Annotated in this window: 30 protein-coding genes; 3 read left to right on the plus strand and 27 right to left on the minus strand. The window is 34.7% G+C overall.

Translation table 11 applies throughout. The annotated features are described in order from the left end of the window. Positions 1-85 precede the first annotated feature (85 nt). From ACPLOV_RS04730 to ACPLOV_RS04855, 26 genes are all read right to left on the minus strand, one after another. Complete coding sequence (locus tag ACPLOV_RS04730) at positions 86-601, minus strand: SpoIIIAH-like family protein (protein WP_424909048.1); 516 nt, start codon at positions 599-601, stop codon at positions 86-88. A gap of 13 nt (positions 602-614) precedes the next feature. Then, entirely contained in the window at positions 615-1187 is a 573-nt protein-coding gene (locus tag ACPLOV_RS04735) for a hypothetical protein (RefSeq protein WP_424909047.1), read from the minus strand. Further along, positions 1187-1777, minus strand: coding sequence for a stage III sporulation protein AF (spoIIIAF, locus tag ACPLOV_RS04740; RefSeq protein WP_424909046.1), 591 nt, complete (start codon positions 1775-1777; stop codon positions 1187-1189). Before spoIIIAF ends, ACPLOV_RS04735 begins: the two co-directional genes overlap by 1 nt. A 4-nt stretch (positions 1778-1781) precedes the next feature. Further along, a complete protein-coding gene (gene spoIIIAE, locus ACPLOV_RS04745; protein WP_424909045.1) occupies positions 1782-2954 on the minus strand; it encodes a stage III sporulation protein AE in 1173 nt (390 codons plus the stop codon). Between the two features lie 13 nt (positions 2955-2967). After that, a complete protein-coding gene (spoIIIAD, locus tag ACPLOV_RS04750; RefSeq protein ID WP_424909044.1) occupies positions 2968-3354 on the minus strand; it encodes a stage III sporulation protein AD in 387 nt (128 codons plus the stop codon). A gap of 29 nt (positions 3355-3383) precedes the next feature. After that, complete coding sequence (gene spoIIIAC, locus ACPLOV_RS04755; protein WP_068748582.1) at positions 3384-3584, minus strand: stage III sporulation protein AC; 201 nt, start codon at positions 3582-3584, stop codon at positions 3384-3386. Between the two features lie 17 nt (positions 3585-3601). Beyond that, positions 3602-4123: a stage III sporulation protein SpoIIIAB gene (gene spoIIIAB / locus ACPLOV_RS04760; protein WP_424908290.1), complete on the minus strand. Its 522-nt coding sequence runs from the start codon at positions 4121-4123 to the stop codon at positions 3602-3604. Further along, positions 4113-5129 (minus strand): stage III sporulation protein AA, encoded by a 1017-nt coding sequence (spoIIIAA, locus tag ACPLOV_RS04765; RefSeq protein ID WP_424908291.1) that lies wholly within the window; start codon positions 5127-5129, stop codon positions 4113-4115. The genes spoIIIAB and spoIIIAA overlap by 11 nt, the downstream gene beginning before the upstream one ends. 101 nt (positions 5130-5230) lie before the next feature. Continuing rightward, a complete protein-coding gene (locus ACPLOV_RS04770; RefSeq protein WP_424910730.1) occupies positions 5231-5743 on the minus strand; it encodes a CD1247 N-terminal domain-containing protein in 513 nt (170 codons plus the stop codon). A gap of 18 nt (positions 5744-5761) precedes the next feature. Beyond that, positions 5762-6319: an elongation factor P gene (gene efp, locus ACPLOV_RS04775; RefSeq protein ID WP_068748586.1), complete on the minus strand. Its 558-nt coding sequence runs from the start codon at positions 6317-6319 to the stop codon at positions 5762-5764. A gap of 45 nt (positions 6320-6364) precedes the next feature. Continuing rightward, a complete protein-coding gene (locus tag ACPLOV_RS04780) occupies positions 6365-7438 on the minus strand; it encodes a M24 family metallopeptidase (protein WP_424908293.1) in 1074 nt (357 codons plus the stop codon). A gap of 78 nt (positions 7439-7516) precedes the next feature. Then, positions 7517-8074 (minus strand): type 4a pilus biogenesis protein PilO, encoded by a 558-nt coding sequence (gene pilO, locus ACPLOV_RS04785; RefSeq protein ID WP_424908294.1) that lies wholly within the window; start codon positions 8072-8074, stop codon positions 7517-7519. 26 nt (positions 8075-8100) lie between these two features. After that, a complete protein-coding gene (locus tag ACPLOV_RS04790; protein ID WP_424908295.1) occupies positions 8101-8628 on the minus strand; it encodes a PilN domain-containing protein in 528 nt (175 codons plus the stop codon). Position 8629: 1 nt separating this feature from the next. Further along, positions 8630-9505, minus strand: a complete 876-nt coding sequence (gene pilM, locus ACPLOV_RS04795) for a type IV pilus biogenesis protein PilM (RefSeq protein ID WP_424908296.1) — start codon at positions 9503-9505, stop codon at positions 8630-8632. A gap of 12 nt (positions 9506-9517) precedes the next feature. Then, positions 9518-9790 carry a late competence development ComFB family protein gene (locus ACPLOV_RS04800; protein ID WP_068748591.1) on the minus strand — a complete coding sequence of 91 codons (273 nt, stop codon included), beginning with the start codon at positions 9788-9790 and terminating at the stop codon, positions 9518-9520. Positions 9791-9821: 31 nt separating this feature from the next. Further along, positions 9822-10349: a PilW family protein gene (locus ACPLOV_RS04805; protein ID WP_424908297.1), complete on the minus strand. Its 528-nt coding sequence runs from the start codon at positions 10347-10349 to the stop codon at positions 9822-9824. Next, positions 10321-10704, minus strand: coding sequence for a prepilin-type N-terminal cleavage/methylation domain-containing protein (locus ACPLOV_RS04810; RefSeq protein WP_424908298.1), 384 nt, complete (start codon positions 10702-10704; stop codon positions 10321-10323). The genes ACPLOV_RS04805 and ACPLOV_RS04810 overlap by 29 nt, the downstream gene beginning before the upstream one ends. Before the next feature lie 25 nt (positions 10705-10729). Continuing rightward, complete coding sequence (locus ACPLOV_RS04815; RefSeq protein ID WP_424908299.1) at positions 10730-11176, minus strand: GspH/FimT family protein; 447 nt, start codon at positions 11174-11176, stop codon at positions 10730-10732. Positions 11177-11198: 22 nt separating this feature from the next. Next, complete coding sequence (locus ACPLOV_RS04820) at positions 11199-11930, minus strand: prepilin peptidase (protein WP_424908300.1); 732 nt, start codon at positions 11928-11930, stop codon at positions 11199-11201. Between the two features lie 101 nt (positions 11931-12031). Next, the gene (locus tag ACPLOV_RS04825; protein WP_424908301.1) at positions 12032-12379 is read right to left on the minus strand and encodes a type II secretion system protein; all 348 of its coding nucleotides are present in this window, start codon (positions 12377-12379) and stop codon (positions 12032-12034) included. Positions 12380-12441: 62 nt separating this feature from the next. Further along, positions 12442-13647, minus strand: a complete 1206-nt coding sequence (locus ACPLOV_RS04830; RefSeq protein WP_424908302.1) for a type II secretion system F family protein — start codon at positions 13645-13647, stop codon at positions 12442-12444. 9 nt (positions 13648-13656) lie between these two features. Beyond that, on the minus strand, positions 13657-14709 hold the full coding sequence (locus ACPLOV_RS04835; protein WP_424908303.1) for a type IV pilus twitching motility protein PilT: 1053 nt from the start codon (positions 14707-14709) through the stop codon (positions 13657-13659). A gap of 2 nt (positions 14710-14711) precedes the next feature. Further along, a complete protein-coding gene (locus ACPLOV_RS04840; RefSeq protein WP_424908304.1) occupies positions 14712-16397 on the minus strand; it encodes a GspE/PulE family protein in 1686 nt (561 codons plus the stop codon). Between the two features lie 82 nt (positions 16398-16479). Continuing rightward, entirely contained in the window at positions 16480-16992 is a 513-nt protein-coding gene (locus ACPLOV_RS04845; RefSeq protein ID WP_424908305.1) for a YqeG family HAD IIIA-type phosphatase, read from the minus strand. A gap of 134 nt (positions 16993-17126) precedes the next feature. Continuing rightward, positions 17127-18755: a hydroxylamine reductase gene (gene hcp / locus ACPLOV_RS04850; RefSeq protein ID WP_424908306.1), complete on the minus strand. Its 1629-nt coding sequence runs from the start codon at positions 18753-18755 to the stop codon at positions 17127-17129. Positions 18756-18775: 20 nt separating this feature from the next. After that, entirely contained in the window at positions 18776-19156 is a 381-nt protein-coding gene (locus ACPLOV_RS04855; RefSeq protein ID WP_424908307.1) for an RrF2 family transcriptional regulator, read from the minus strand. Between the two features lie 192 nt (positions 19157-19348). On the opposite strand from ACPLOV_RS04855, the gene rd reads away from it, so the two are divergent. Genes rd through ACPLOV_RS04870 form a run of 3 tightly spaced genes read left to right on the plus strand, consistent with a single transcriptional unit; the run spans position 19349 to position 21205 of the window. Continuing rightward, positions 19349-19510, plus strand: a complete 162-nt coding sequence (rd, locus tag ACPLOV_RS04860; RefSeq protein ID WP_068748602.1) for a rubredoxin — start codon at positions 19349-19351, stop codon at positions 19508-19510. A 2-nt stretch (positions 19511-19512) separates the two neighbouring features. After that, the gene (locus tag ACPLOV_RS04865; protein WP_424908308.1) at positions 19513-20016 is read left to right on the plus strand and encodes a ferritin family protein; all 504 of its coding nucleotides are present in this window, start codon (positions 19513-19515) and stop codon (positions 20014-20016) included. Between the two features lie 13 nt (positions 20017-20029). Then, a complete protein-coding gene (locus tag ACPLOV_RS04870; RefSeq protein WP_424908309.1) occupies positions 20030-21205 on the plus strand; it encodes an FprA family A-type flavoprotein in 1176 nt (391 codons plus the stop codon). Positions 21206-21223: 18 nt separating this feature from the next. On the opposite strand, the gene sigK is transcribed toward ACPLOV_RS04870, so the two are convergent. Beyond that, a complete protein-coding gene (gene sigK, locus ACPLOV_RS04875; protein WP_424908310.1) occupies positions 21224-21946 on the minus strand; it encodes an RNA polymerase sporulation sigma factor SigK in 723 nt (240 codons plus the stop codon). Positions 21947-22010: the final 64 nt, after the last annotated feature.

The following is a 22010-nucleotide window of genomic DNA, read 5'->3' on the forward strand; positions in this document are numbered from 1 at the left end:
TTTTTACCTCCACAATGCAAATATTATCCAATTATCTTAAATTATAACAAAAATATCTATCGATTACAATTGAATACAATATTTTTTATTTTCTTTCTACGATGGTAATTTTATCTAAGGGAAGCCCCGTAATCCTGTTCACTATATCCGTAATTTGTGCAACTTCGTTGGGTTGTAGCCCCCCTGATTTTACAACAACATTAGCTGAATTTTCGGCTAAAATAACTACCGAATCCTCGAAGCCTTTAGCTTTTATTAAATTTTCCATCATCATTTCCTTTTCTATTTTCTGCGCAAGAGCTATTAAATCCTTTTGAGCTTTTTCCTTTGATTCTTTACTGGCATTGGGATTATTTATTATTTCTCTTAAATAATCCGCTTCCTGACTTCTCAATCTATCTCTCTCCAACCTGTAATCTATGAAGAAATTTTTCTCCAGCCCATTTTTACTTACCTGTTGCAGTGTATTTTTTTCACTTTTATTTTCCTTTATCAAAGAGAGTTTGGGATAATCACTTTTTAACATTAAATAAACCGAAAATATTAACAGTAAAACCAGCACTCCTACGATTATCCTTTTTCTTTCAAATAAAAAGGTCATTTTTACCCCTCCTTTAATTTTTTACATAAGGAAGAACATTAATTTTGTAAACGGGAATATTCAAAAGGGTAGATGCGGCTTTTGTTAATCTATCCACCGTTTCCGAACTTTCACCGCCCTCTGCAACAATTAATACCCCCTTTATTTCTGGAATAATTTTCTTTACAATAAATGCTTCGCTTTTATTGTCCTTATTGACCAGAACCACCTGTTTATTTACTTCCTTTTCAGTTACCGTCCTCATCCCCCCCTGGTTATCTTTTTCTTCCGTTATAGTCTCTCCTTCCACAGTATTAAAGGCAGGCTCGACCTCTTCCTGACTTCCAAAGGTTATCATTACCTTAACCCTTCCAACCCCCTCTACCCGGCTTAAAACTTCCTCCAATTTCCCTTCTAAATTTTTTTGATAGTCCGCAGGGACCATATTTTGAATATTTTCATTTTGTCCTGCAGTAAAATTAGTATCTTTTTTAAAAATAAAACCGCCAACAGTCATAAATAATATGCCTATAATAAAAAGGCTTAGAATTATTTTATTATTAAATACTAAGTTTATTATCTTTTCATCCTTCATATAATTTTTCATTAATACCCCTCCAACTTCACGTAAATTCTTTCTTTCGGTACATTGTAAATGCTGCTTAGTGTTTCAATTAAGTTGTTAATTTTATCATCATTTCCGCTAATCACATTTTTTGTTAACTCCACCGATACCTTTTTTACTTTATTTCCGGTCATTTCCCCCTTAGGCCTGATTTCCATATTAATAGCCGCAATTTCTCCAAAATCTTTATTCTGTTTTTCGTCAATTATTACCGATACCTTTTCCACTTCGTATCCGGTCATTCTTTCAATTTGATATTTGATAATATCTTCTATTTCTTTCCTGTAATTTTTTATTATATTTTTCCTTTGTACTTCATTGGCAGAAAATCGGTAAAGGGTTTCCGTTTCTCGTTTATCCATGTAGTTTTTAATACCAAAGTAAGTTTGATCAAAAATTCTGTCTTTGTCTAAAAAGGCAATTATCGGATTTAAAAGCGCCAATACAATTAACATTCCCACGACTACCTTTACATACCTTGAAAAGCTTCCGTTAGGAATTAAAAAATCGATAAATACGGAAAACATGACTATAATTATTATCTGCTTTACCCATGAAATCACTGATTCCATTATTTCACCTCATCATCGTGGCTGCATTGCCCGCCGATAGTATTACCGTTATGGCTATAAAAAACATAATAGAAACCGATGCGACGCAAATAATTACAAGGACTAAACTGTTTGCTATATCCTCTAAGCTTTTTACCAGGGATTTTTCTCCAAGAGGTTGAATTACGGCAGCTGCAATTCTGTAAATAAATATTATTGAAAAAATTTTTATTACGGGAAATGCTGTAATAACGATCACTGCAATAAGACCTACCAAACTCAATGCATTTTTTATGATCAACGAACAGCCTATTACCGCATCTACAGTATCTGCAAATACTCCGCCGACGATGGGAATCAAATTTTTTGATGCGAACTTCATCGTCCTGATGAAAATTCCGTCTACCGCAGAAGCTGCAGCCCCCGTCACTACAATAGTTCCTAAAAATACACAAAGGAATATACCTATAAGAAGTATCATTATTTGCTTCATCAAAGTAGCTAATTGGGAAACATGAAAACTATCCGAAATATTGTTTACTATATTTAATATCGCTATTAAAAGTACGATCGGAAGAATAATATCTTTTATCCATGTACTGGAAGCAGTAATTGCAGCAAAAATATATGGGTTTAAAACCGCATTGGATACCTTCCCGCCTACGGCTAAAAGGAGGGACATCATAACCGGAACAAGAGACTGAACAAAGGCAACCATTCGGTCGATTGCATTTTTCCCTGCCGAAATGGCTACGTAAAAGCTTTGTACCGCGATAATAATTAATACCATGTATACTACACTGTGCGCTAAATTACTTATATTATTATTTTCAAAATTTAATTCCATATTTTTTAAAACAGCAAAAACCACAGCCATTGCTATTAGTTTGGCAAGAAGGGCATAATTAGCTTTTATTTCCTTAAAAAAATATTCAAAAAGGCCTATAAAAAAGTTTTTGATATCAAATCTGTTCTTTCCCCTTATGAAATCCAGGATAAAATTTATATCAAAAGAAGGAACGTAACCCTCATACTCCTTTTCTATTTCCTGCAAAAAGGAATTTATTCTATTAAGTTCCATCTCTTTAAGTTGTTTTTCCACTTCATCAGTAATGTCAGCAAGACAAGCCTTAGAAAAAAAGATATTGAAGAAAATTATCAATACTGTAATTATCAATACATATAAATTTTTCTTCAAAGAAATCCTCCTCTTATGGAATTATCTTAAAAAGGGTCTGAACTACTGCAAAAATAATAGGAATTGAAAGATACATTATTATTGCTTTTGCTGCAAATTCGATTTTTGATGCAACGGAAGCAGAACCGTAATCTCTGCAAATCTGTGCACCGAACTCCGCAATATAGGTTATTCCAATAATTTTCAATATGGTTGTAAAATAAAAAGACTGAATATTAGATTTTGAAGCCAGTTCGCTTAATACCTCTATAACAGAATTTATTTTATTTAACACAATCAGGAAAATAACTATTCCCGCGACAATTGAAAGCTGGATAGCAATTTCTTGACGATCCTTATTTAAAAGTACAATAAAAATCGTGCAAACTATCCCAATTCCAACTATTTTAATAATTTCCATTTACATACCCCTTCGAAGTTATTTTAACTTTAATAATATATTTGAAACATCGTTCTTATATTAGAAAACAAACGGGTAAGCAGGGGTATAATCATCAATAGAACTAAAATAACACCTGCGAGTGTGGTAAATTGAGCCTGTTCTTCCCGCCCCGACCTTATTAAGACGCTGTTGATAATTGAAATCACAATTCCAATAGCTGCTATTTTAAATAAAATATTTACTTCCATTTACATCTCCTCCCGATTTATATTAGCAAAAGTACTATCAAAAGACCCGTCATTACCCCTAAGTATTTCCATACTCTTTCATTTTTCTCTTTTTCCTCGATGGCTTTGTTCTCCTGGGACCTAAGTTGAGAAAGGGTTAGCCTTAATTTGTTAATTTGATCCTCCCTGTCGGAAGTTCCTAAGTATTTTCCGAAAGCATCAAGTATTTCTATGTCTGTTTCGTTCAGGGATTTTGTCCTGGAAAAGGCCTTCAAAGCTTTTTCCCAGGCTTCAGCAGCAGTTAAACCATCCGTAGAGTTTATATACTCTTTTGTTTTAGAAAATAAAAAGGAAACATCCTTATCGCATCTTAAAGCAACATTGCGCAACGCTTCCGGCAGCGGGGAATTGGAATAATTTATTTCCGTTTCCAGCATTGAAAGAGCATTTTGTAACTGCCTTAGTAATTTAGGCCTTTCACTGTAATATTTTGCTACTATAAATCCTATGGAAGAAGAGGAAAAAAGAACTAAAAAACCCCCGATGATTTTAAACCACATTCAAATACCCCCCTTTAATCAAATTAATACTGTAAATTATTTCAAAATTTTCATCCAGCACTTTTTCCAGGGTTCCTGCTCCTTGCGAAAACCCCAGAATTATATATCTTTCAAAAATGCCCCGTTCAATAATTTCCTTTAAAATTGGCCTTTTTTTTACATCTTCCATATCCCTGCCATGAGCTGTAGTTATTAGTTTAACTCCTGAATTAATTGCTTCTTCTATAGCAGCTACGTCTTCAGCCCTACCTATTTCGTCAGTAGCAATAATTTCCGGCGACATTGATCTTAAAAGCATCATTATCCCTATGGCCTTGGGACATCCATCAAGAACATCCGTTCTTATTCCTACATCTTTTTGGGGTTTTCCTTCAAAGCAACTGGCAATTTCTGATCGTTCATCCACCAGGCCCACCTTAAAACCTTTCAGGTGTAGCTTTGGATTTCCATCACTAACCTGCCTTATAATGTCTCTTAACAATGTGGTTTTACCTGCCTTGGGCGGTGATAAGATCAAGGTATTTAATATTCGACCATCTTTATCTATGATAAAGGGTAAAACCTTATCAGCCACCCCTTTTAATTCCTTTGCAACGCGAATATTGAATCCTGTAATATGCTTTAGAGTTCTAATTTTTCCATTTTCCATTACAGCTTTACCCACCAATCCTATTCTGTGTCCTCCTTTTATCGTCAGGAAACCATTTTTCAGTTCTTCTTCCAATGCATAAATTGAATTCTGACTGATTATTGAAAGAAGTCTTAAGGCATCATCTTCAGTAATTTCATAAGCTATTGATGGATTCTTAGTCAAAGTACCCTGGGGTGTTACAAAATAATCGTTTCCGGTAAAAACAAGTGTAAGAGGTTTTCCTACTCTGATTCTTATTTCCTCAACCTTTTCAAGTAAATCTCCCTCGATTTGCTGGATAATACCCCGGATATTAGACGGCAACACCGGTAATATATCTTTCTCTATTACTTTTAAGAATTTTTCAATGTACAAACCTTGTCCCCCCTTTGTTATAAATTTATATTTAAATTAACCCTGTAATATGACTTTAATCTAATAAAAAAATAGACAAAAAAAAAGAGGGATATTCCCTCTTAATCTTCCTGTTCTTTACTATCTTCATCAAAATTCACATTTATTACCGTCTTGCAATTTGGGCATTCCGTGTTGTCGCTTTCTAAAAGGCTCCTATCGATATATATCGTCTCGCGGCAGTTAGGACATTCCAATTCCACAAGGTCGCTCTCATCTAAATCAATTTCTTCATAATCTTCATCATCTTCATCATCTTCATCGTCGTAATCATCCTCATCTAAATCTTCATCTTCATCTTCATCTTCATCTTCATCTTCATATAAATAATCCTCATCCTCTTCGTAATCATCATCGCCGTATACATCTTCTTCCAATCTGCCCAGATCTTCATCAAGGCTTTCTACATATTCCTGGGTTGCTTCGGAAAAAGCTTTTACTTCGTCAATTTCTTCAGCCATCGCATCAAGTAAATTAATAATCTCTAAAAGCAATCTCTTTTCTTTAGAATCCTCCAATCCCAGCCCGTCTGCAAGACCTTTCAAATAAGCTACCTTTGCTTTTAAATCACTCATAATTATCCTCCTTATAATTTATACTCGGCTCAAATACTCACCCGTCCTGGTGTCTATCCTTACTACATCACCTATTTCAACAAAAAGTGGTACCTGAACTACCGCTCCAGTTTCGAGAGTAGCCGGTTTTGATCCTCCCGTAGCAGTATCACCCCTGAAGCCGGGCTCAGTTTCCACAACCTTGAGGTCAACAAAAGTGGGTAGTTCAATACCTATGGCTTTGCCCTCATAAAAAACCACCATTACTTCCAAGTTTTCTTTTAAAAATTTCAATGCATCACCCAGCTGTTCCTTTGTCAGAGGTACCTGTTCATAAGTTTGAGTATCCATAAAATAGTATGTACCATCAGTCTCATATAAATACTGCATATTTTTTCTTTCCAGTATAGCCCTGTTTAATTTTTCTCCTGCCCGGAAGTTCCTTTCAAAGACCTGACCGGTTTTAACATTTTTAATCTTTGTCCTTACAAAGGCAGCACCCTTTCCTGGTTTAACATGCTGGAATTCAACCACTACATATACCTCTCCATCAATTTCTACAGTTACACCGGGTCTTAAATCATTTGTAGAAATCATATAAGATACCTCCATTCTTAGTATTTTCAGTAAAAGAATTTAACATTATAAGATTATCAAATCCTTGCTGGATTTTGTCAAGTTCTTTATACCCTGTTCGGTAATTACTACCAAATCTTCGATTCGAACACCACCGAAATTTTCTATGTATATTCCCGGTTCCACTGTAACTACCATCCCCGGCTTTAATTCCTCCTCGCCCAATTTTGAGAGCCTTGGTTCCTCATGAATCTCTAAACCAACACCGTGACCCAATCCGTGTCCAAAATTGGGGCCAAAACCATTATTTTCAATTATGTCCCTTGCTACCCTATCGGCATCTTTTCCTAAAATTCCTGCTTTTATGTACTCCAGAGCTTTTTCCTGAGCCTCCCTGACGATCCGGTATATTTTTACCTGTTCTTCACCGGGTTTTCCCAAAAATACCGTCCTGGTCATATCGGAACAGTAATGATTATATTTTGCTCCAAAATCCAGGGTTATAAAATCTCCGTATTTTAATTTTCTTTCCGTTGGTTCACCATGAGGAAGGGATGCTCTTTCACCGGTAGCTACAATTGTCGGAAAGGATAAACCTTGTGCCCCATTCTTTTTAATAAAAAACTCCAATTCTAAGGAAATCTCTTTTTCCGAAACTCCGGGTTTTATGTAATCCAAAATATGAATAAATGCCATATCCGCAATTCGCTGAGCCGTTTTTATATTTTCTATTTCTTCCTCTTCCTTGATCATCCTTATTTTTTCTACGAGACCGCCGATTCTTCCTATTTCTATCCCTTCCAAATTTTGCTTTAATTCTTCATAAGTTTTTAAAGTCACTACATTTTCTTCTATGCCGGTATTTAAAATATTATTTTCCTTTAATACCTGAGCAAGAAGGCTAAAAGAAGAAACCCCGGGTTTGTATTCTATTATCTCGCAATGGAGGCTTTCCTTTTTGGCCTGTTCCACATATCTAAAATCTGTAAATATGTACATCTTAGTTTCGGTAACCAGCAAAAAGCCTTCTCCGGTATAGTTGCAAAGATAAAAAATGTTTTCCGGCTTAAAAATAACAGCGGAGAATAAATTTTTTTCCTTTAGTGCATTTTTAAGTTTCTCAATCCTTAAACTTACCAAATTCACCCTCCTTTCCCTTTAATAAACTGCTCAACTTAATATTACCATATTTGTTTTACAATTTACAGGATTATCAATTTAGAAATAGCAGTATTTTACCTTTAATTCTGCACTGCCCGCATTGCTGTCATTTAAATTAATATTTAAGTTATCTATAAAGATTAACCTTTTTTGTTTTTCTAAATCCGAAAGAAAAGAGTATAAACCTTCCTTGCTACCTTCTAACTGTATAGAAAAAAAGGCATATTTTTCTCCACTTTCTCCTTTATTTTCACCCTCAGGTTTAATCATTAGTATTTTAACTTTATTTTTAGTAGCTAAAAAATCTATATTTACCAGAACATCTTCGGTGTTACTGCTATCGGGAAGCACACTTTTCAATTCTTCTCTTTTCCTTTTATACTCTTCTAAATTCTTTTTCTCCCTAACCAGCTCATTATAATAATCCAGCGTTTTTTTATATTCTTCCCTTAAAGCGATTAATTTTTCCTGTTTTTGTTTGTAGCCATCAAGCCAGGGGATAAAAACATTCGTAAAAAAATAAAAAATAACCACTATCAAAAGTAAAAAAAGCAATTTTTTTTCCCTCTGGCTTAGTTTATTATTAATTTTTAATGAAAATAGTTTTCCTTTCATTCCTTTTCCCCCGGTCCATAAAATACTCAAAAACTCAGGGTAATTTCAAAGTAAAATATATTTTTTGAGGAATCGAAACGAACGTGATTTAAATTCACTTCTTTTAAGTTTTCAATATCCCTTAAACTTCTTAAAAAATTTGAACAGGAAGACAAGGAGGAACAATAGCCAGCGATCGAAATAGAAGTACGGTCTTTCAAATTTATTGATGTTAAATTTATATCCGCAGATTCTTTACTTTCAATTTTACTTATAAGGTCAAAAAAGTATATCTTACCTTTAATCAAAGAATTGTATAATTCCTGTCTTTTCTTAAGATCTTTTAATTCCTTTTCAAAATCCTTTTCCTCTCCTATCTGGTTATTTATCTGTGATATCTTGTTCTGATAAAAAGCTATTTCTCTCTCTAATTTGTAATTAAAGGCAAAAAAAATGCCTAAATAATAAATGACAAGCGTAAATATTATTATTATAACGAAAGAAGATACTACTAATCTTTTTTTATTTTTTCTCTTCAAGAGTATTTCCTGCGGTATTAAATTCAATCTGCTCATCCTATCCCCTCATCGCAAATCCTAATGCATTGCAAAAATCTGCAAGGTCAAAAAGGGTTTCATTTTTTAAGACTTTTATTTTTAAATCCTGGAGGTTTAGTTCTCTTGCAAAAAGGATTTCTAAGTTTAAATTTTCAAAAATCATTCCCCCAATGTGCGATAACTTGCTTCCCCCTCCCATAAGTACCACCTTATCTATACGTTTGCCTTTTTTCTGAATAGAATAATAATCGATAAATCTTGAAATCTCCTGAATGAACTCCAAGGCTTTTATTTTTTCAGAAGAAACAGAATAACTAAAGGTTTTGCTGAAAAACAACATGCCGTTTTCCAAAATTGTGGCCTCAGTATGGTGCTGTCCTAAATCCAGCAAAATTACCACTTCATCCTTAAACCTTTCCTTAAAAACCCTGCTTACTGCCAAAGGGTAAACATCTACCGCTTCTACATAAAAACCCGCTTTTTCAAAGGACTCGATATATTCTTTTATTACCGAAGTGGGGGCTGCAGCTAAGAGTAACTGTACACTTTGTTCGTTTTCAGAAATTATCTCGTAATCAAAAGTATAGTCATCCTTTATAACCATTGTAAAATCCTGAGATTCCCAGTAAACCGCTTCCTTCAGCTCCTTGGGCTTCATTTTGGGGAGGGAAATATTCCTGTATATAATATGTTTTGATGGAAGGCCAAAAATTACACTTTTTTTCCCTAATTTAGATCGAATATCCTTCAAAAGCGGGATTATCTCCTCATTCTCTTTTTTTTCCAGCTTAATAAATTTCTTTATATAAATTCCATTTTTTGTTTTATAAGCTTCAACTGCTTTAATATAAAAACTACCCAGGTCTATACCAATCCTTGATTTATAAAACGCCATGTTTACACCTCATCAGTGATGCGGATTTTTTGACACTATTTCTATCGCTTTTACGATTTCTACCAGGGCATCTGCCCTGAATTGCTGGCTTAATAATTGGATTTTGGTAAAAACCTCCCCTTCTTCCGTAACGGTGTATTTGGGAGGCAGATGGTTTAATGCTATTGCCATGATATCCAGCCTGCACCTTTCGCAGTTACAAAAATCCTTCTTTTCCGTTAAAATTTCATCCAATATCTGAATGACCACATCTTCCATAAAATTTTTTAATTTTAAAGTTTTCATCCCCTCATCCTCTCTTTAAATCATCATGTTATTAATCCAATAATAACGATAAAGGGATAATTTGGGAATAAAAAACATATTCTGTTTCATTGTATTTCAATTTTAAAGCAATTTTTACCTTACTCAGATTCCTATCCTCCCAGGAAAAAAATAAATCTTCCACTTGTGCAACAGGATTAGATGTTCCGTTGCTTTCTCTTAATACCGTCTTACTGGCACTATTAAAATAATAATATACAGTCTCTCTTTGCCCCTGGGAATTTATATATGCGATCTCTATTTTTTTATAATTACCGCTTCCCGAATACGTTTCATCCAGTAAATTTAACTCTTTTGCATATTTAATATCTTCCTCAATTCTTGTTAAAACAGTCCTGGCATTTAAAAAGATATCGCTTTTTTTTAATATTACTCCGTAGGTTGATAAGGTTCCTCTGTAGGCCCCTAAAGCAGCTGATATAATCAGTCCCATTATGGCAACGGTTAATATAACCTCTATCAGGGTAAAACCCTTTTCATGCCTTTTAATTTTAATCAAACCTTCCTTTAAAAGTCGCAATTGTAACCGCCCCGCCTTTTCCGTTTTTCCTCTCAACAGTTACGACCAGCTGAAGCAAGTAGTTATTTTTTAAAATAATTTTTGTTTTTCTGTTGAATAAAAGACCATTATATTCGATATCCTTTTCTTCCTCTTCGTAATAATTTTCATTAGCGGGAATTTTTGCGTAAAGTTCTCCGAAACTTTTTGCAAGCATTTCTTCCATTTTTTGCTTTGCAAAAAAAGTCAAAACGGTTTTATCCACGCTTACGCTTTCAGTAAGTAAATTATCGTTTAACAGCATATAGCCCGGTACAAAAATCAAAGCTAAGAGGGCAACAGCTAAAACAACTTCCACCAGGGTATACCCTTTCATAATAAAACCCCATTATACAAAAAATTTAATAAACCGGAGGAGAATTGCCTATTCTTACCCTTGCAGTTACGGGAGTTATTATAACATAAAAGGTCTTATATTTACCGGCAATTGCAACGGTTCCTCCCTGGGAAGGCACTCCTGAAGGGTAAAACTCTAAAGTATTACCCGGAAAATTGGTATATGAAAATTTTACTCCGGGAGGTAAAACGAATTTGCTCCCCTGAATAGAAACTAATATTTGATAATTGTCCTTAGAATGCAAATCAAAAATTAATCTTACCGTAACCCCTTCCGACAAAGCCTTCTCTCTTGCCAAAGCAATATGCCTTGCCACCTGCTCGCTGGCAAGATTTAGCTTAAAATTTTCTAAGGTATACTCAAATTTGGGCAGGGCAAGGGTTGTAATTATGCCAAAAATAGTAATAATAATAAGCAATTCAATTAATGTAAAACCTGAATTTTTATTCATTTAAACCTCTTTCCAAAATTTCTTAAAAAAGGTGAAAATAATAGTTTAGTAATTCTTCCCCGAAAAGTATCGAAAATATAGCGCCTAAACTCAAAAAAGGCCCAAATGGGATGGGATCTTTTAAATTTTTTCTTTTGATGAGAATTAATATTATCCCGATAAAGGCCCCTATCACAAAAGAAGTTAAAATTGACAGCAGTATTAAGCTTTTCCCGGTAAAAAGACCTATCAAAAAGGCGAGTTTCACATCCCCGCCCCCCATTCCTCCCTGAGAAAGCAGGAAAATCACTGCCATAAAGGTAAATCCTATTAATCCGCCCAAAAGCGAAGTATAAAAATTTTTCTCGATAAAAATAAAAATAATACCGCAAATTAACCCGAATATAATAATTTCGTCGGGCAAAATGAAATACTCCAGATCTATAAAGGTTAAAGATAAAAGTACACTTACGAAAAGGGCGAATTTTAAAAAACTTAAATTATAACCGAACTTAAAAAATAAAAGACCAAAAAGGATTCCGGTTAAGAGCTCTATAAAAAAATACCTTATGGGAATCCTTTCACCGCAATTTCTGCACCGTCCCTTTTGTAAAAGAAAGCTTACAATGGGTATAAGCTCAAAAACCCCAAGCCGTTTTTTGCAAAAAGGACAGTGAGAGGAGGGATATACAATGGACATCTTCTGAGGAACCCTGTGGACTACAACGTTTATAAAACTTCCGATTACTGCACCCAGGATAAAGGAAAAAAGCATTATACCCCTCCGAAACAATTATTATTATAATATTTGAATTAAATAAATTATTTAAGAATTCAATAATTATTTAAAAAGAAGTTTGTTGGGATTAGATTTTGTTAGGATTTTGGAACTATTCTATGATTTGTAGAATCATATTGATAATATTTTTTTAAATTTGCTATTCCATTACTATCGATTGAAATATAATTTTTAAATTCTGAATCAGCCAATAAAGTATCTATATCTGTAGCATCAGGATAATTATTTTTCTCCACATAATACCTTTCTAAAGCATTATTAATTTGAGCAGCATTAAGATCTGCAGTTTTTCTTTCAGCATCTCCAGTAATATTCTTAACCCTCGGTATTGCTATTGTTGCCAAAATACCAAGAACTGCGACAACTACAATCAATTCAATCAATGTAAACCCTTTTTTCTCTTTTAACATTTTTCTAATTCTCATTAACATGCCCCCTTGCACCCCCTTTCTTTCTATATTGAAATTTTAAATAAAAATTTTTTGACTTAATAAAAATTATATATTGTAAATATGGGCATGACTACCGCTACTACTATAAAACCTACAACTAATGCTAAAGAAACTATCATCACGGGTTCTATCAAGCTCATCAGTCTTTCCCTTTCAAATTCCATTTCGTTTTCGAAAAATCCCGCGGTTTTTGTAAGCATATCTTCCAGAGCTCCTGCTTCCTCTCCTACTCCTATCATTTTTATAAGCATCACCGGTAGTTCACTATTTTCAAGGGCTTCATATAAACTTTTTCCCTTTCTTAAATCTTCTCTTGCCTTTTCCAGATCCTTTTTGAACACCCTGTTTTGTATTACCCTTTCCGCAACCTCTAAGGATTTTAAAATGGGTATACCGCTGGCAATAAGTATCGCAAGGGTATTGGCAAAGTTTGCTGTTATCCCTTTTTTTATATACCTGCCTATTATAGGTATGTTAAGCTTATAGTAGTCCAATTTTAATGCTATCTGGGGATTTTCCATTAATTTGTAATATGTAACAATTAATAATATTGTTGTTAGTAACATTATTAACAAGATAATATTAAATTTCTGACTTATCATCAATAGCAACTTTGTGGTAAAGGGAAGTTCTGCCTTTGCTTCCGAAAATAGGTTGATAAAAGTAGGAATTACGCTGTTCATTAAAAATACAACTACCAAAAAAGCTACGATACTTAGCACAATTGGATAGGTTAAGGAATTTTTTACTTTTTCCGTCTGCTTTGAAAGGTTTTCAAAGTAAACGGAAATTTTTTTCAAGACATCATCCAGCCTACCGCTTACCTCTCCTGCTTCCACCATGTTTACGAGAATTTCCGGAAAGATATTGCTTTGATTTTTAAAGGCTTCCGCTAAGGTCAAGCCTCTTTTTAGATCGTACACCATCTTTTCTAAGGTCTTTTTGAAAACCGGGTTTGCAGTTTGTTGAGAAATAATATTTAAGCAATCAATTAACGGAATTCCCGCTTCCAGCATAATGGCAAACTGCCGGCAAAATACCGCAAAATCTTTAAAACCAATACGGGATGTGAATAGCCTCAGAGTATCCATCAGGCTTTTATTTTTTCTTTTTTCAATCCTAACGGGAATATATCCCTTTTTTTTGAGCATTTCTGCTACTTCGCTTTTTTCGCTGCATTCAAAAAAACCTTCAATTATTTCTCCCTGAGGACTTATTCCCTTGTAGTAAAAATTTAACATGTAATTCACCTACTGTATGAAGCTTAACTCGGCAATATGTTTATCGTGAACCTCTTTTGATATTAATCCCCTTTGAAACAGGTTTTGAATAGCTTGTTCCATTGTTTGCATACCGAATCTTGCTCCAGTCTGAATTGCCGAAAATAATTGATGCGTTTTGCCTTCTCTTATTAGATTCTTTACCGCAGGGGTTGCAATTAAAATCTCAAAAGCCGCAACCCTGCCTTCTCCATCCTCCTTAGGTAAAAGCTTTTGGGCCACCACGCAGAGCAAAATATCTGAAAGCTGGACCCTGATCTGATTTTGCTGATGGGGTGGAAATATGTCTATAATCCTTTCTATTGCACCCGCAGCGCTGGAAGTATGTAAAGTGGACATGACAAGGTGCCCGGTTTCTGCAGCGGTAATAGCAGCAGCCATGGTATTCAAATCCCGCATTTCTCCTATCATTATAACATCGGGATCTTCCCTTAAGGCTGAAACCAGAGCCCTATCAAAGGATCGGGTGTCTTCTCCTAATTCCCTCTGATGAATTATGCTTTTGTTATGCCGGTGGAGGTACTCTATCGGATCCTCAATGGTTATTATATGGCAATTTCTCTCTTTGTTTATATAATCTATCATAGCGGCAAGGGTAGTAGATTTGCCGGTGCCAGTAGGTCCCGTAACTATTATTAAACCTTTTTCCATTAAAGCAAAGTTTTTTAAAATAGAAGGAATTTCAAGTTCTTCAAAAGAGGGGATTTTGTCAGAAATTGTCCTAATGGCAAGGGCAGGAGTGCCTCTCTGCAGGTATAAATTTACCCTGAATCTCCCCAAACCGCTAACTGAATAGGCAAAATCTATTTCTCCGTTTTCTCTAAATTTATCAAATTTTTCTCTGGTCAATATAATCCTTGTTAACCCTTCCAAATCTTTCACGGAAAATTTTTCTTCATCTTCCATTATGGAAAGTTTTCCATCAATTCTTAAAACTGGAGGAAGATTCACCGAAATATGTATATCCGAGGCTCTTTTACTTAAAGCTTTTTCTAATATCTTCAAAAACCTTTTTTCTTCCATATTCAATCCTCTTCCGAATAAAGTACTTTTAATATTTCATCTAAAGTAGTTACCCCATTTTTAACCATTTCCAGTCCGACATCTTTCATTGACTTAAAACCAATCTTTTGGCTTTTTTCTGCGATGTCCCTGGTGGGGGCTTTTTTTGCGATTAATTCCCTTAATTCAGCGCTTATAGGTAGAATTTCCGCCAAAACCGTTCTACCTTTAAATCCAGTATTGCTGCAGAAGTTGCAACCCTTACTTTTATACAAAAAAAGTGCTTTCTCATCATCAAAAAATGCCTTTTCGTGGGGCAAGGGTTCGTATTTTTCCTTGCAGTAAGGGCAATTTTTCCGCACCAATCTTTGTGCAATAATTCCTACCAGGCATGAAGCAACAAGATAGGGTTCAAGCCCCATATCTAAAAGTCTTGTAATTGTTCCTATTGCATTATTGGTATGAAGGGTTGAAAACACTAAATGCCCTGTTAATGCTGCTCGAACCGCTATATCTGCGGTTTCTGCATCCCGTATTTCTCCTACCATAATAATATCCGGATCCTGCCTTAAAATCGAACGCAAACCGCTGGCAAATGAAAAACCCGTCTTCATATTTATTTGCACCTGATTTATACCGTTTAATATATATTCCACCGGGTCTTCTAAAGTAATAATGTTTTTTGTAGGGCTATTTATCTTGTTCAGCATGGAATAAAGGGTTGTGGTTTTTCCGCTCCCAGTAGGGCCGGTGACAAGGATCATTCCGTAAGGAATTTTTAGAATCCTCTCTATTATTTCGATTTGTTCGCCATTAAAGCCCAGTTCTTCAAGCCCCAAAAGGGAATGTTTTCTATTAAAAATACGCAAAACTATTTTTTCCCCGTGGACGGTTGGGAGGGTGGACACCCTCACATCAATGTTGTTGTTTTCTATCTGAAGTTCTAAATGCCCATCCTGAGGCAAACGGCGCTGGGTAATGTCCATACCCGCAAGGATCTTTATCCTCGTTAGAACCGAAGGAAGCAAATTTTTGGGCCATCTTATTACTTCATAAAGTTCACCATCTATCCTGAACCTAACCCGTATGTTTCTTTCCTGAGGTTCTATATGTATATCGCTGGCGTTTTCTTTTACTGCCTGATTAATAACGGTATTAATAAGCCTTATAACAGGTGCGGTCTCTTCTTCAGAGATATCAACAATGCCAATGCTTTCATCTTCAGTCGCTCCGATTTCGGTTTTTATTTCCTGAAGCACTTTTTGAATTACTTCTTTGGATGAGTAATAATTATCAATCGCTTTTTCTATTTCCGACTTTGTAGCCAGAACTATTTCCACATTTAAACCGGTAAGCATCTTTATATCATCTATTGCAATAATATTAAAAGGGTCATTCACAGCAAGGGTGAGGGTATTGTTTTCAACTTTTACGGGAAATACCGTGTATTTTCTTGCTATGGATTCCGGTAAAAGCTTTACTATTTCAGGTTCAATAAGGTATTTATGTAAATTAATTTTGGGAATCCCCAGCTGAAATTCCAAAATTTCCACCATTTCTTCTTCGCTTATATAACCTTGTTTTATCAAAATTTCTCCCAATCTTTCACCGGTTTTTTTCTGTATTTCCAGGGCTTTATTTAATTGTTCGGGGGTTATCAGTTTTCCTTCTAAAAGAATATCCCCAAGACGTTTCCTGTTTTTTGTCATTTTCGCACCTCAAAACCTTTTAAAGATTAATATTTTATTTCAACATATTATGAATAATTCCTTCATTTTTTGACGATTTATATCAATTTTTATCAGATTCTTTTTTCAAAACCCTTTTAAGAATCTTTGCTTCAATCCTCCTCATAAACCGGGTAAAGAAAAACTCCTTTTCCACCAATGGTCTAACAAGTATAGCAAAAAGTCCAAGCCGTTTGGCACCCAAAATATCGGTAAAAAGCTGGTCTCCTATTACCGCTGTCTCTTCCTTTTCAGTTCCAAGAATTTTCATACCTTTAATATATACCCTTTTTGCAGGTTTAAAGGCAATACCTTCGACCGCAGGTATTCCCAATTTTTCTGCGCATTCCTTAATTCTACTCGCCCTGTTGTTGGAGATAATGCAAAACTTGAAACCCATTTTTTTTGCATTTATAAGCCATTCGGTCATTTTTTCATCTATCTTTGTAGAATTCCAGGGAAGCAGGGTATTGTCAAGATCAATCAAGATTCCCTTAATATTTTTTTGTTTTAATAATTCTAAGTCCAGATCATAAACACTGTTTAAATAAATATCGGGCACAAGAAATTTTATCATATAAACTTTACCCTTTCTCAAAATACAATATATTTTATTATAGCATATATATATTTGCTTCGAAACTTTCATATCTATGTTCAAATTTTTATATCAAAAAAAGGAAGGGAAATTTTTCCCTTCCCAAATTTCTACTACCCGATCATAGACTTTATATCACTTTGTACATCAGAAATTCCTCCGATATTGAATTTCTCTACGAGAACTTTGGCCACTCCGGGGGATAAAAATGCAGGTAGTGTAGGCCCAAGGTGTATGTTTTTTACACCCAGGTAAAGCAAAGCCAGCAATACGGCTACCGCTTTTTGCTCGTACCATGCAATATTATAGACTATGGGAAGTTCATTAATATCGTTTAAACCAAAAACTTCCTTTAATTTCAGGGCTATTACCGCCAGGGAATAAGAATCGTTGCACTGTCCGGCATCCAGGACCCTTGGAATACCGTTTATATCGCCAAGATTCAATTTATTATACCTGTACTTGGCACAACCCGCTGTAAGTATTACCGTATCCTTTGGTAAGGCCTTTGCAAATTCAGTATAATATTCCCTGCTTTTCATTCTTCCGTCGCACCCTGCCATTACCACAAACTTTTTAATTGCCCCCGTTTTTACTGCCTCAATTACCTTGTCCGCCAATGCAAGCACCTGATTGTGAGCAAAACCACCGATAATTTCACCTTTTTCTATTTCTACCGGTGGCTGGCATTTTTTAGCATGATCTATTACCTGGCTGAAATCTTTTTTCCCATCCGGACCTGTTGGAATATATTTTACCCCTTCGAAACCTACTACATTTGTAGTATATAGCCTATCTTTATAACTTTCCTTCGGAGGTACTAAGCAGTTTGTTGTCATTATTATGGGCCCGTTAAAGCTTTCAAATTCTTTATCCTGCATCCACCATGCATTTCCGTAATTTCCAGCAAAATGAGGATATTTCTTAAAAGCTGGATAATAGTGGGCCGGTAGCATTTCTCCATGAGTATAAACATCAACCCCTGTTCCCTTTGTTTGTTCTAAAAGTTCCTCTAAATCCTTCAGGTCGTGGCCGGAGATTAATATTCCCGGATTATTCCTTACACCGATGTTAACTTTTGTTATTTCCGGATTGCCGTAGGTAGAAGTGTTTGCTTCGTCAAGAAGTGATAAGGTCTCTACCGCATATTTTCCGCATTCCATAGCAAGAGAAAAAAGTTCGTCAGCAAAAATATCTTTTCTTAGTGTTTGAGCTAAAGCCTTTTCGATGAATTTGAAAATCTCTTCGTTTTTATAACCCAAAACATATGCATGATAGGCATAAGCTGCTATTCCTTTAACTCCATAGGTTAGTAATTCTTTTAAAGACCTTATATCTTCGTTTTCTTCGGAAAGAATTCCTACCTTTTCCGCCTTCATAAGAAATTCCTCTTTTGTGCCTTTCCAGGTAGCTGCATCGGGTAATTCATTTTCATCTAATTTTACTTTCGATTTTATCTCTTCTCTGATTGATAATCCCTTTTCAATAGCTTTTACAAAGTACTCTTCATCAAAATTTACATTGGTCAAAGTTGAAAAGAGGCTCTCTATTATGAATTTTTCAACTTTTTCATTGGCAACTCCTTTTTCTCTTGCCTTTTGATTAACATAAGAGATTCCTTTTAATGTGTAAATAAGTAAGTCCTGCAATTTGGCTGTATCCTGCGATTTTCCACATACACCCCTTAATGTGCACCCTTGATTTTTTGCCGCTTCCTGGCACTGAAAGCAAAACATGGACATATTTCCCCTCCTCAAATTATTTAAATATAATCGCTTAATTTTTTATTTTTAATAAAAGCTAAAAAGTCATTATTCAATTTTCCAAGAATATCTTCAAAAATACAATCGTTAAAAAAGCATTTTTTATCGTATCCTAAAGGACAATCACTTTCTTTAATTGGGCCTTCTACAGCTTCGTAAATTTCGTACAAAGAAATTTCTTCGGGTTTCTTTGCAAGAATAAATCCACCTTTTGGTCCTCTTACGGAACGCAAAAGTCCGGATTTGGATAACCTTTGCATTACTTTTGCAAGATGTGCTTCGGATGCATTCAGTTTTTTCGACATAGACTTTACGTTTAGAAATTCTCCATCTTTCGTTGAAGCAATTAAAGCCATACTGTGAAAAGCAAGAGAAAGCATTTCCGACATTTTAAAGATATTGGTTATTTTCTTTCACCTCCTCTATTTAGGTATTTTAATACCTAAATTCCTTTTAGTCAATATCTTTTTTATAGTTTTTGAAATTATTTTAAAATAACGTTAAAATAATGTTGAAAAATAATGGAATTACTGATATATTAAATAAAAAAAATACAAAGGGAGGAAATTACAATGAAAAAATACATTTGCGATGTTTGCGGTTATGTATATGACCCTGAAAAAGGCGATCCGGAAAATGGAATAAAACCGGGAACATCTTTTGAAGACCTGCCCGAAGATTGGACTTGCCCTGTTTGCGGTGCAGGCAAAGATATGTTTAAAGAGGAGGCTTAACATTGAACGAAATATATAAAAAGGCCATTGAATTTGAGAGGAAAGGCTTTGAATTTTATAAAGAAATTGCTGAAAAGATGAATCAGCCCCTTGCTAAAAGACTTTTTGAATCCTTGGCAGAGCAGGAAAAGGAACATATCCGTTTTATTGAAGAGATTTATGAAAAAGGTAATTTTGAAATTGGACTAACAGAATTGAAGCAAATAAACAACATGGAAGAAGATATTAAAAAAGTGTATTTTGAAATGGATGAAGAAAAGCGAAAGGCACCCCTTGACCATATCGAAGGGTATAAACTTGCTATGGAGCTTGAAAAAAAGGGGTATGAAATGTATAAAGATTTTGCTAAAAATTCAATCGGAACAGAAAAAGAGTTTTTCGAAACTTTGATGGAACAAGAGAAACAACATTTCGAATCCTTAAACAATGTTTACAGGTACTTATCGGAATCGGAAATCTGGTATTCTGAAGAAGAAAGTAAGGTTTGGAACTGGATGAACATGTAAGGGGTGTTTTTGTATGAGAAAAATTCAGGAAGGTATTTACTGGGTAGGAGTGAACGACTGGCAACTCAGGGATTTTCACGGACTTACCGTTAACGGAGGGTCCTATAACTCCTATCTCGTGTTAAGTGATAAAAATATATTAATAGACACGGTTTACGAAAAATACGCAGAAGATTTTTTAAAAAATATAGAAGAAATAATACCCGCTCAAAATTTAGACTATATATTTTTACTTCACTCGGAAAACGATCATTCCTCTTCCCTGCCCCATATTTTAAATTACGCCGAGAAGGCAAAAATCCTCTGTACAAAAAAATGTGCCGGTTTTATAAAAAGGCTTTATAAAATACCTGAAGAAAAGATAAATATAATAAAAGATAATGATGTAATTAAATTAAAAGACTTTTCAATAAAAATTTATGAAACACCCATGGTGCACTGGCCGGATACCACTTTTGCCTTTATTCCAGAAAAAAATATCCTATTTTCTACGGATTTTTTGGGAACTCAGATTCCCGCTGAACCTTTAATAATAGAAAATGTATCAAATATAATTGAAGAATCTAAGGATTATTATACCTTTTTAATGAGGGCTTACTGGGAACAAGCTGTAAAAGGAATAGATAAGGTGGTGGATTTATCCCCTGAAATTGTCGCTCCTTCTCACGGTCCAATATTAAAAGGTCATGCGGTTAAAGAAATGATATCCTACTATAAAAAATGGTCTTTAAATCCCGAAACCAAAAAGGTGGTTATAGCTTATGTAAGCATGTGGAAGGGAACAGAAAAAATTGCAAAGCTTCTAAGCGAAGGAATAAGCAGGGAGAATGTGGAAGTTAAAGTTATAGATTTAGCAAATTTCCCCTTTTCGGAAGCTATTTCCGAAACCCTGGAAGCCGGAGCTGTACTTTTGGGAAGCCCCACTTTTGTAAAAGGGTATCATCCTTTAATGAATGCTTTTCTTTCCTTTTTGGAAATGATAAAACCCGGTTGCAAGATGGGTATGGCTTTCGGTACTTACGGATGGGCCGGTATAGGTGTAAAAGCTTTAAACGAAAAAATGAAAGAAATTGGTGTAAAAATCCTCTGTGATCCCCTGTTAATAAATATGACTCCCGACGAAAACGAGGAAAAAGCTATTATTGAAAAAGGAAGAGAAATTGCTAAAATAATTAAAGAAAACTATTAACTTTAAAAGCTGCGACTTTTAATCGCAGCTTTTTTTATTCAGGAGTTCTTCGGATAATCTTTTTATTGCCTTTTTTTCTATTCTTGATACATAGGATCGGGAAATGCCCAGAATTTTTGCTACTTCTCTTTGGGTCCTTTCAATACCGTTGTTTAAACCAAAACGCAGTTCAAGAACTTTTTTTTCCCTTCCTTTTAAAGAATTTTTTATCTTATCAACAATTCTCTTTTGTTCCAATTTATTTGCAATTTCATCTAAAATTGCATCGGTATCACTTCCCAGAATATCCAAAAGCGATATTTCATTACCTTCCTTATCTACTCCTATGGGCTCCTGCAAAAAGAACTCATTTTTTAATTTTTTAGTTGACCGGAGATTCATCAATATTTCATTTTCTATACATCTTGCCGCATAGGTAGCCAACCTATTGGCCTTTTCTTTGTCGTAAGTGTCAATTGCCTTGATAAGGCCTATTGTTCCAATGGATATTAGATCTTCCAAATCCTCGGTTTTTGTGGAATATTTTTTTACCACATGGGCTACCAATCGCAAATTTCTTTCAATTAAAATATCTCTTGCTTCTTTAACTCCTTTTTTGGAAAGTTCTAAATACTTTTCTTCTTCTTCAGGAGTTAAAGGTTGAGGAAAGGCTTCACTGTCAGTTAAAAATCCTAAAAGTGTAAAAAGCTCTTTTAAAAGTAAAATACCAAGGGCACTTAGAATTGCTAAAATGTTCAGCATATAATACCTCCTCCCTCGGCGTTACTTTAGTATATGTTCTTATTTTGAAAAATGTGCAAGTCTA

Origin of the sequence: Thermovenabulum sp., from assembly GCF_049723235.1 — a bacterium.
GTDB lineage: Bacteria > Bacillota > Thermosediminibacteria > Thermosediminibacterales > Thermosediminibacteraceae > Thermovenabulum.

Excerpts from the sequence above, each read along its gene's own strand:
- spoIIIAC (WP_068748582.1), bottom strand. The coding sequence starts at position 3,584 with ATGGAAGTAAATATTTTATTTAAAATAGCAGCTATTGGAATTGTGATT.
- pilO (WP_424908294.1), bottom strand. The coding sequence starts at position 8,074 with ATGAAAGGAAAACTATTTTCATTAAAAATTAATAATAAACTAAGCCAG.
- ACPLOV_RS04870 (WP_424908309.1), top strand. The coding sequence starts at position 20,030 with ATGAGAAAAATTCAGGAAGGTATTTACTGGGTAGGAGTGAACGACTGG.
- spoIIIAF (WP_424909046.1), bottom strand. The coding sequence starts at position 1,777 with ATGGAATCAGTGATTTCATGGGTAAAGCAGATAATAATTATAGTCATG.
- pilM (WP_424908296.1), bottom strand. The coding sequence starts at position 9,505 with ATGGCGTTTTATAAATCAAGGATTGGTATAGACCTGGGTAGTTTTTAT.
- ACPLOV_RS04830 (WP_424908302.1), bottom strand. The coding sequence starts at position 13,647 with ATGTTAAATTTTTACTACAAGGGAATAAGTCCTCAGGGAGAAATAATT.
- ACPLOV_RS04835 (WP_424908303.1), bottom strand. The coding sequence starts at position 14,709 with ATGGAAGAAAAAAGGTTTTTGAAGATATTAGAAAAAGCTTTAAGTAAA.
- ACPLOV_RS04810 (WP_424908298.1), bottom strand. The coding sequence starts at position 10,704 with ATGAAAGGGTATACCCTGGTGGAAGTTGTTTTAGCTGTTGCCCTCTTA.
- spoIIIAD (WP_424909044.1), bottom strand. The coding sequence starts at position 3,354 with ATGGAAATTATTAAAATAGTTGGAATTGGGATAGTTTGCACGATTTTT.
- ACPLOV_RS04770 (WP_424910730.1), bottom strand. The coding sequence starts at position 5,743 with ATGAGTGATTTAAAAGCAAAGGTAGCTTATTTGAAAGGTCTTGCAGAC.
- ACPLOV_RS04730 (WP_424909048.1), bottom strand. The coding sequence starts at position 601 with ATGACCTTTTTATTTGAAAGAAAAAGGATAATCGTAGGAGTGCTGGTT.
- hcp (WP_424908306.1), bottom strand. The coding sequence starts at position 18,755 with ATGTCCATGTTTTGCTTTCAGTGCCAGGAAGCGGCAAAAAATCAAGGG.
- ACPLOV_RS04855 (WP_424908307.1), bottom strand. The coding sequence starts at position 19,156 with ATGCTTTCTCTTGCTTTTCACAGTATGGCTTTAATTGCTTCAACGAAA.
- ACPLOV_RS04825 (WP_424908301.1), bottom strand. The coding sequence starts at position 12,379 with ATGAGAATTAGAAAAATGTTAAAAGAGAAAAAAGGGTTTACATTGATT.
- ACPLOV_RS04735 (WP_424909047.1), bottom strand. The coding sequence starts at position 1,187 with ATGAAAAATTATATGAAGGATGAAAAGATAATAAACTTAGTATTTAAT.
- ACPLOV_RS04840 (WP_424908304.1), bottom strand. The coding sequence starts at position 16,397 with ATGACAAAAAACAGGAAACGTCTTGGGGATATTCTTTTAGAAGGAAAA.
- sigK (WP_424908310.1), bottom strand. The coding sequence starts at position 21,946 with ATGCTGAACATTTTAGCAATTCTAAGTGCCCTTGGTATTTTACTTTTA.
- rd (WP_068748602.1), top strand. The coding sequence starts at position 19,349 with ATGAAAAAATACATTTGCGATGTTTGCGGTTATGTATATGACCCTGAA.
- ACPLOV_RS04820 (WP_424908300.1), bottom strand. The coding sequence starts at position 11,930 with ATGCTTTTTTCCTTTATCCTGGGTGCAGTAATCGGAAGTTTTATAAAC.
- ACPLOV_RS04845 (WP_424908305.1), bottom strand. The coding sequence starts at position 16,992 with ATGATAAAATTTCTTGTGCCCGATATTTATTTAAACAGTGTTTATGAT.
- ACPLOV_RS04800 (WP_068748591.1), bottom strand. The coding sequence starts at position 9,790 with ATGAAAACTTTAAAATTAAAAAATTTTATGGAAGATGTGGTCATTCAG.
- ACPLOV_RS04790 (WP_424908295.1), bottom strand. The coding sequence starts at position 8,628 with ATGAGCAGATTGAATTTAATACCGCAGGAAATACTCTTGAAGAGAAAA.
- ACPLOV_RS04815 (WP_424908299.1), bottom strand. The coding sequence starts at position 11,176 with ATGAATAAAAATTCAGGTTTTACATTAATTGAATTGCTTATTATTATT.
- efp (WP_068748586.1), bottom strand. The coding sequence starts at position 6,319 with ATGATTTCTACAAATGATTTAAGACCCGGTGTAACTGTAGAAATTGAT.
- spoIIIAB (WP_424908290.1), bottom strand. The coding sequence starts at position 4,123 with ATGTGGTTTAAAATCATCGGGGGTTTTTTAGTTCTTTTTTCCTCTTCT.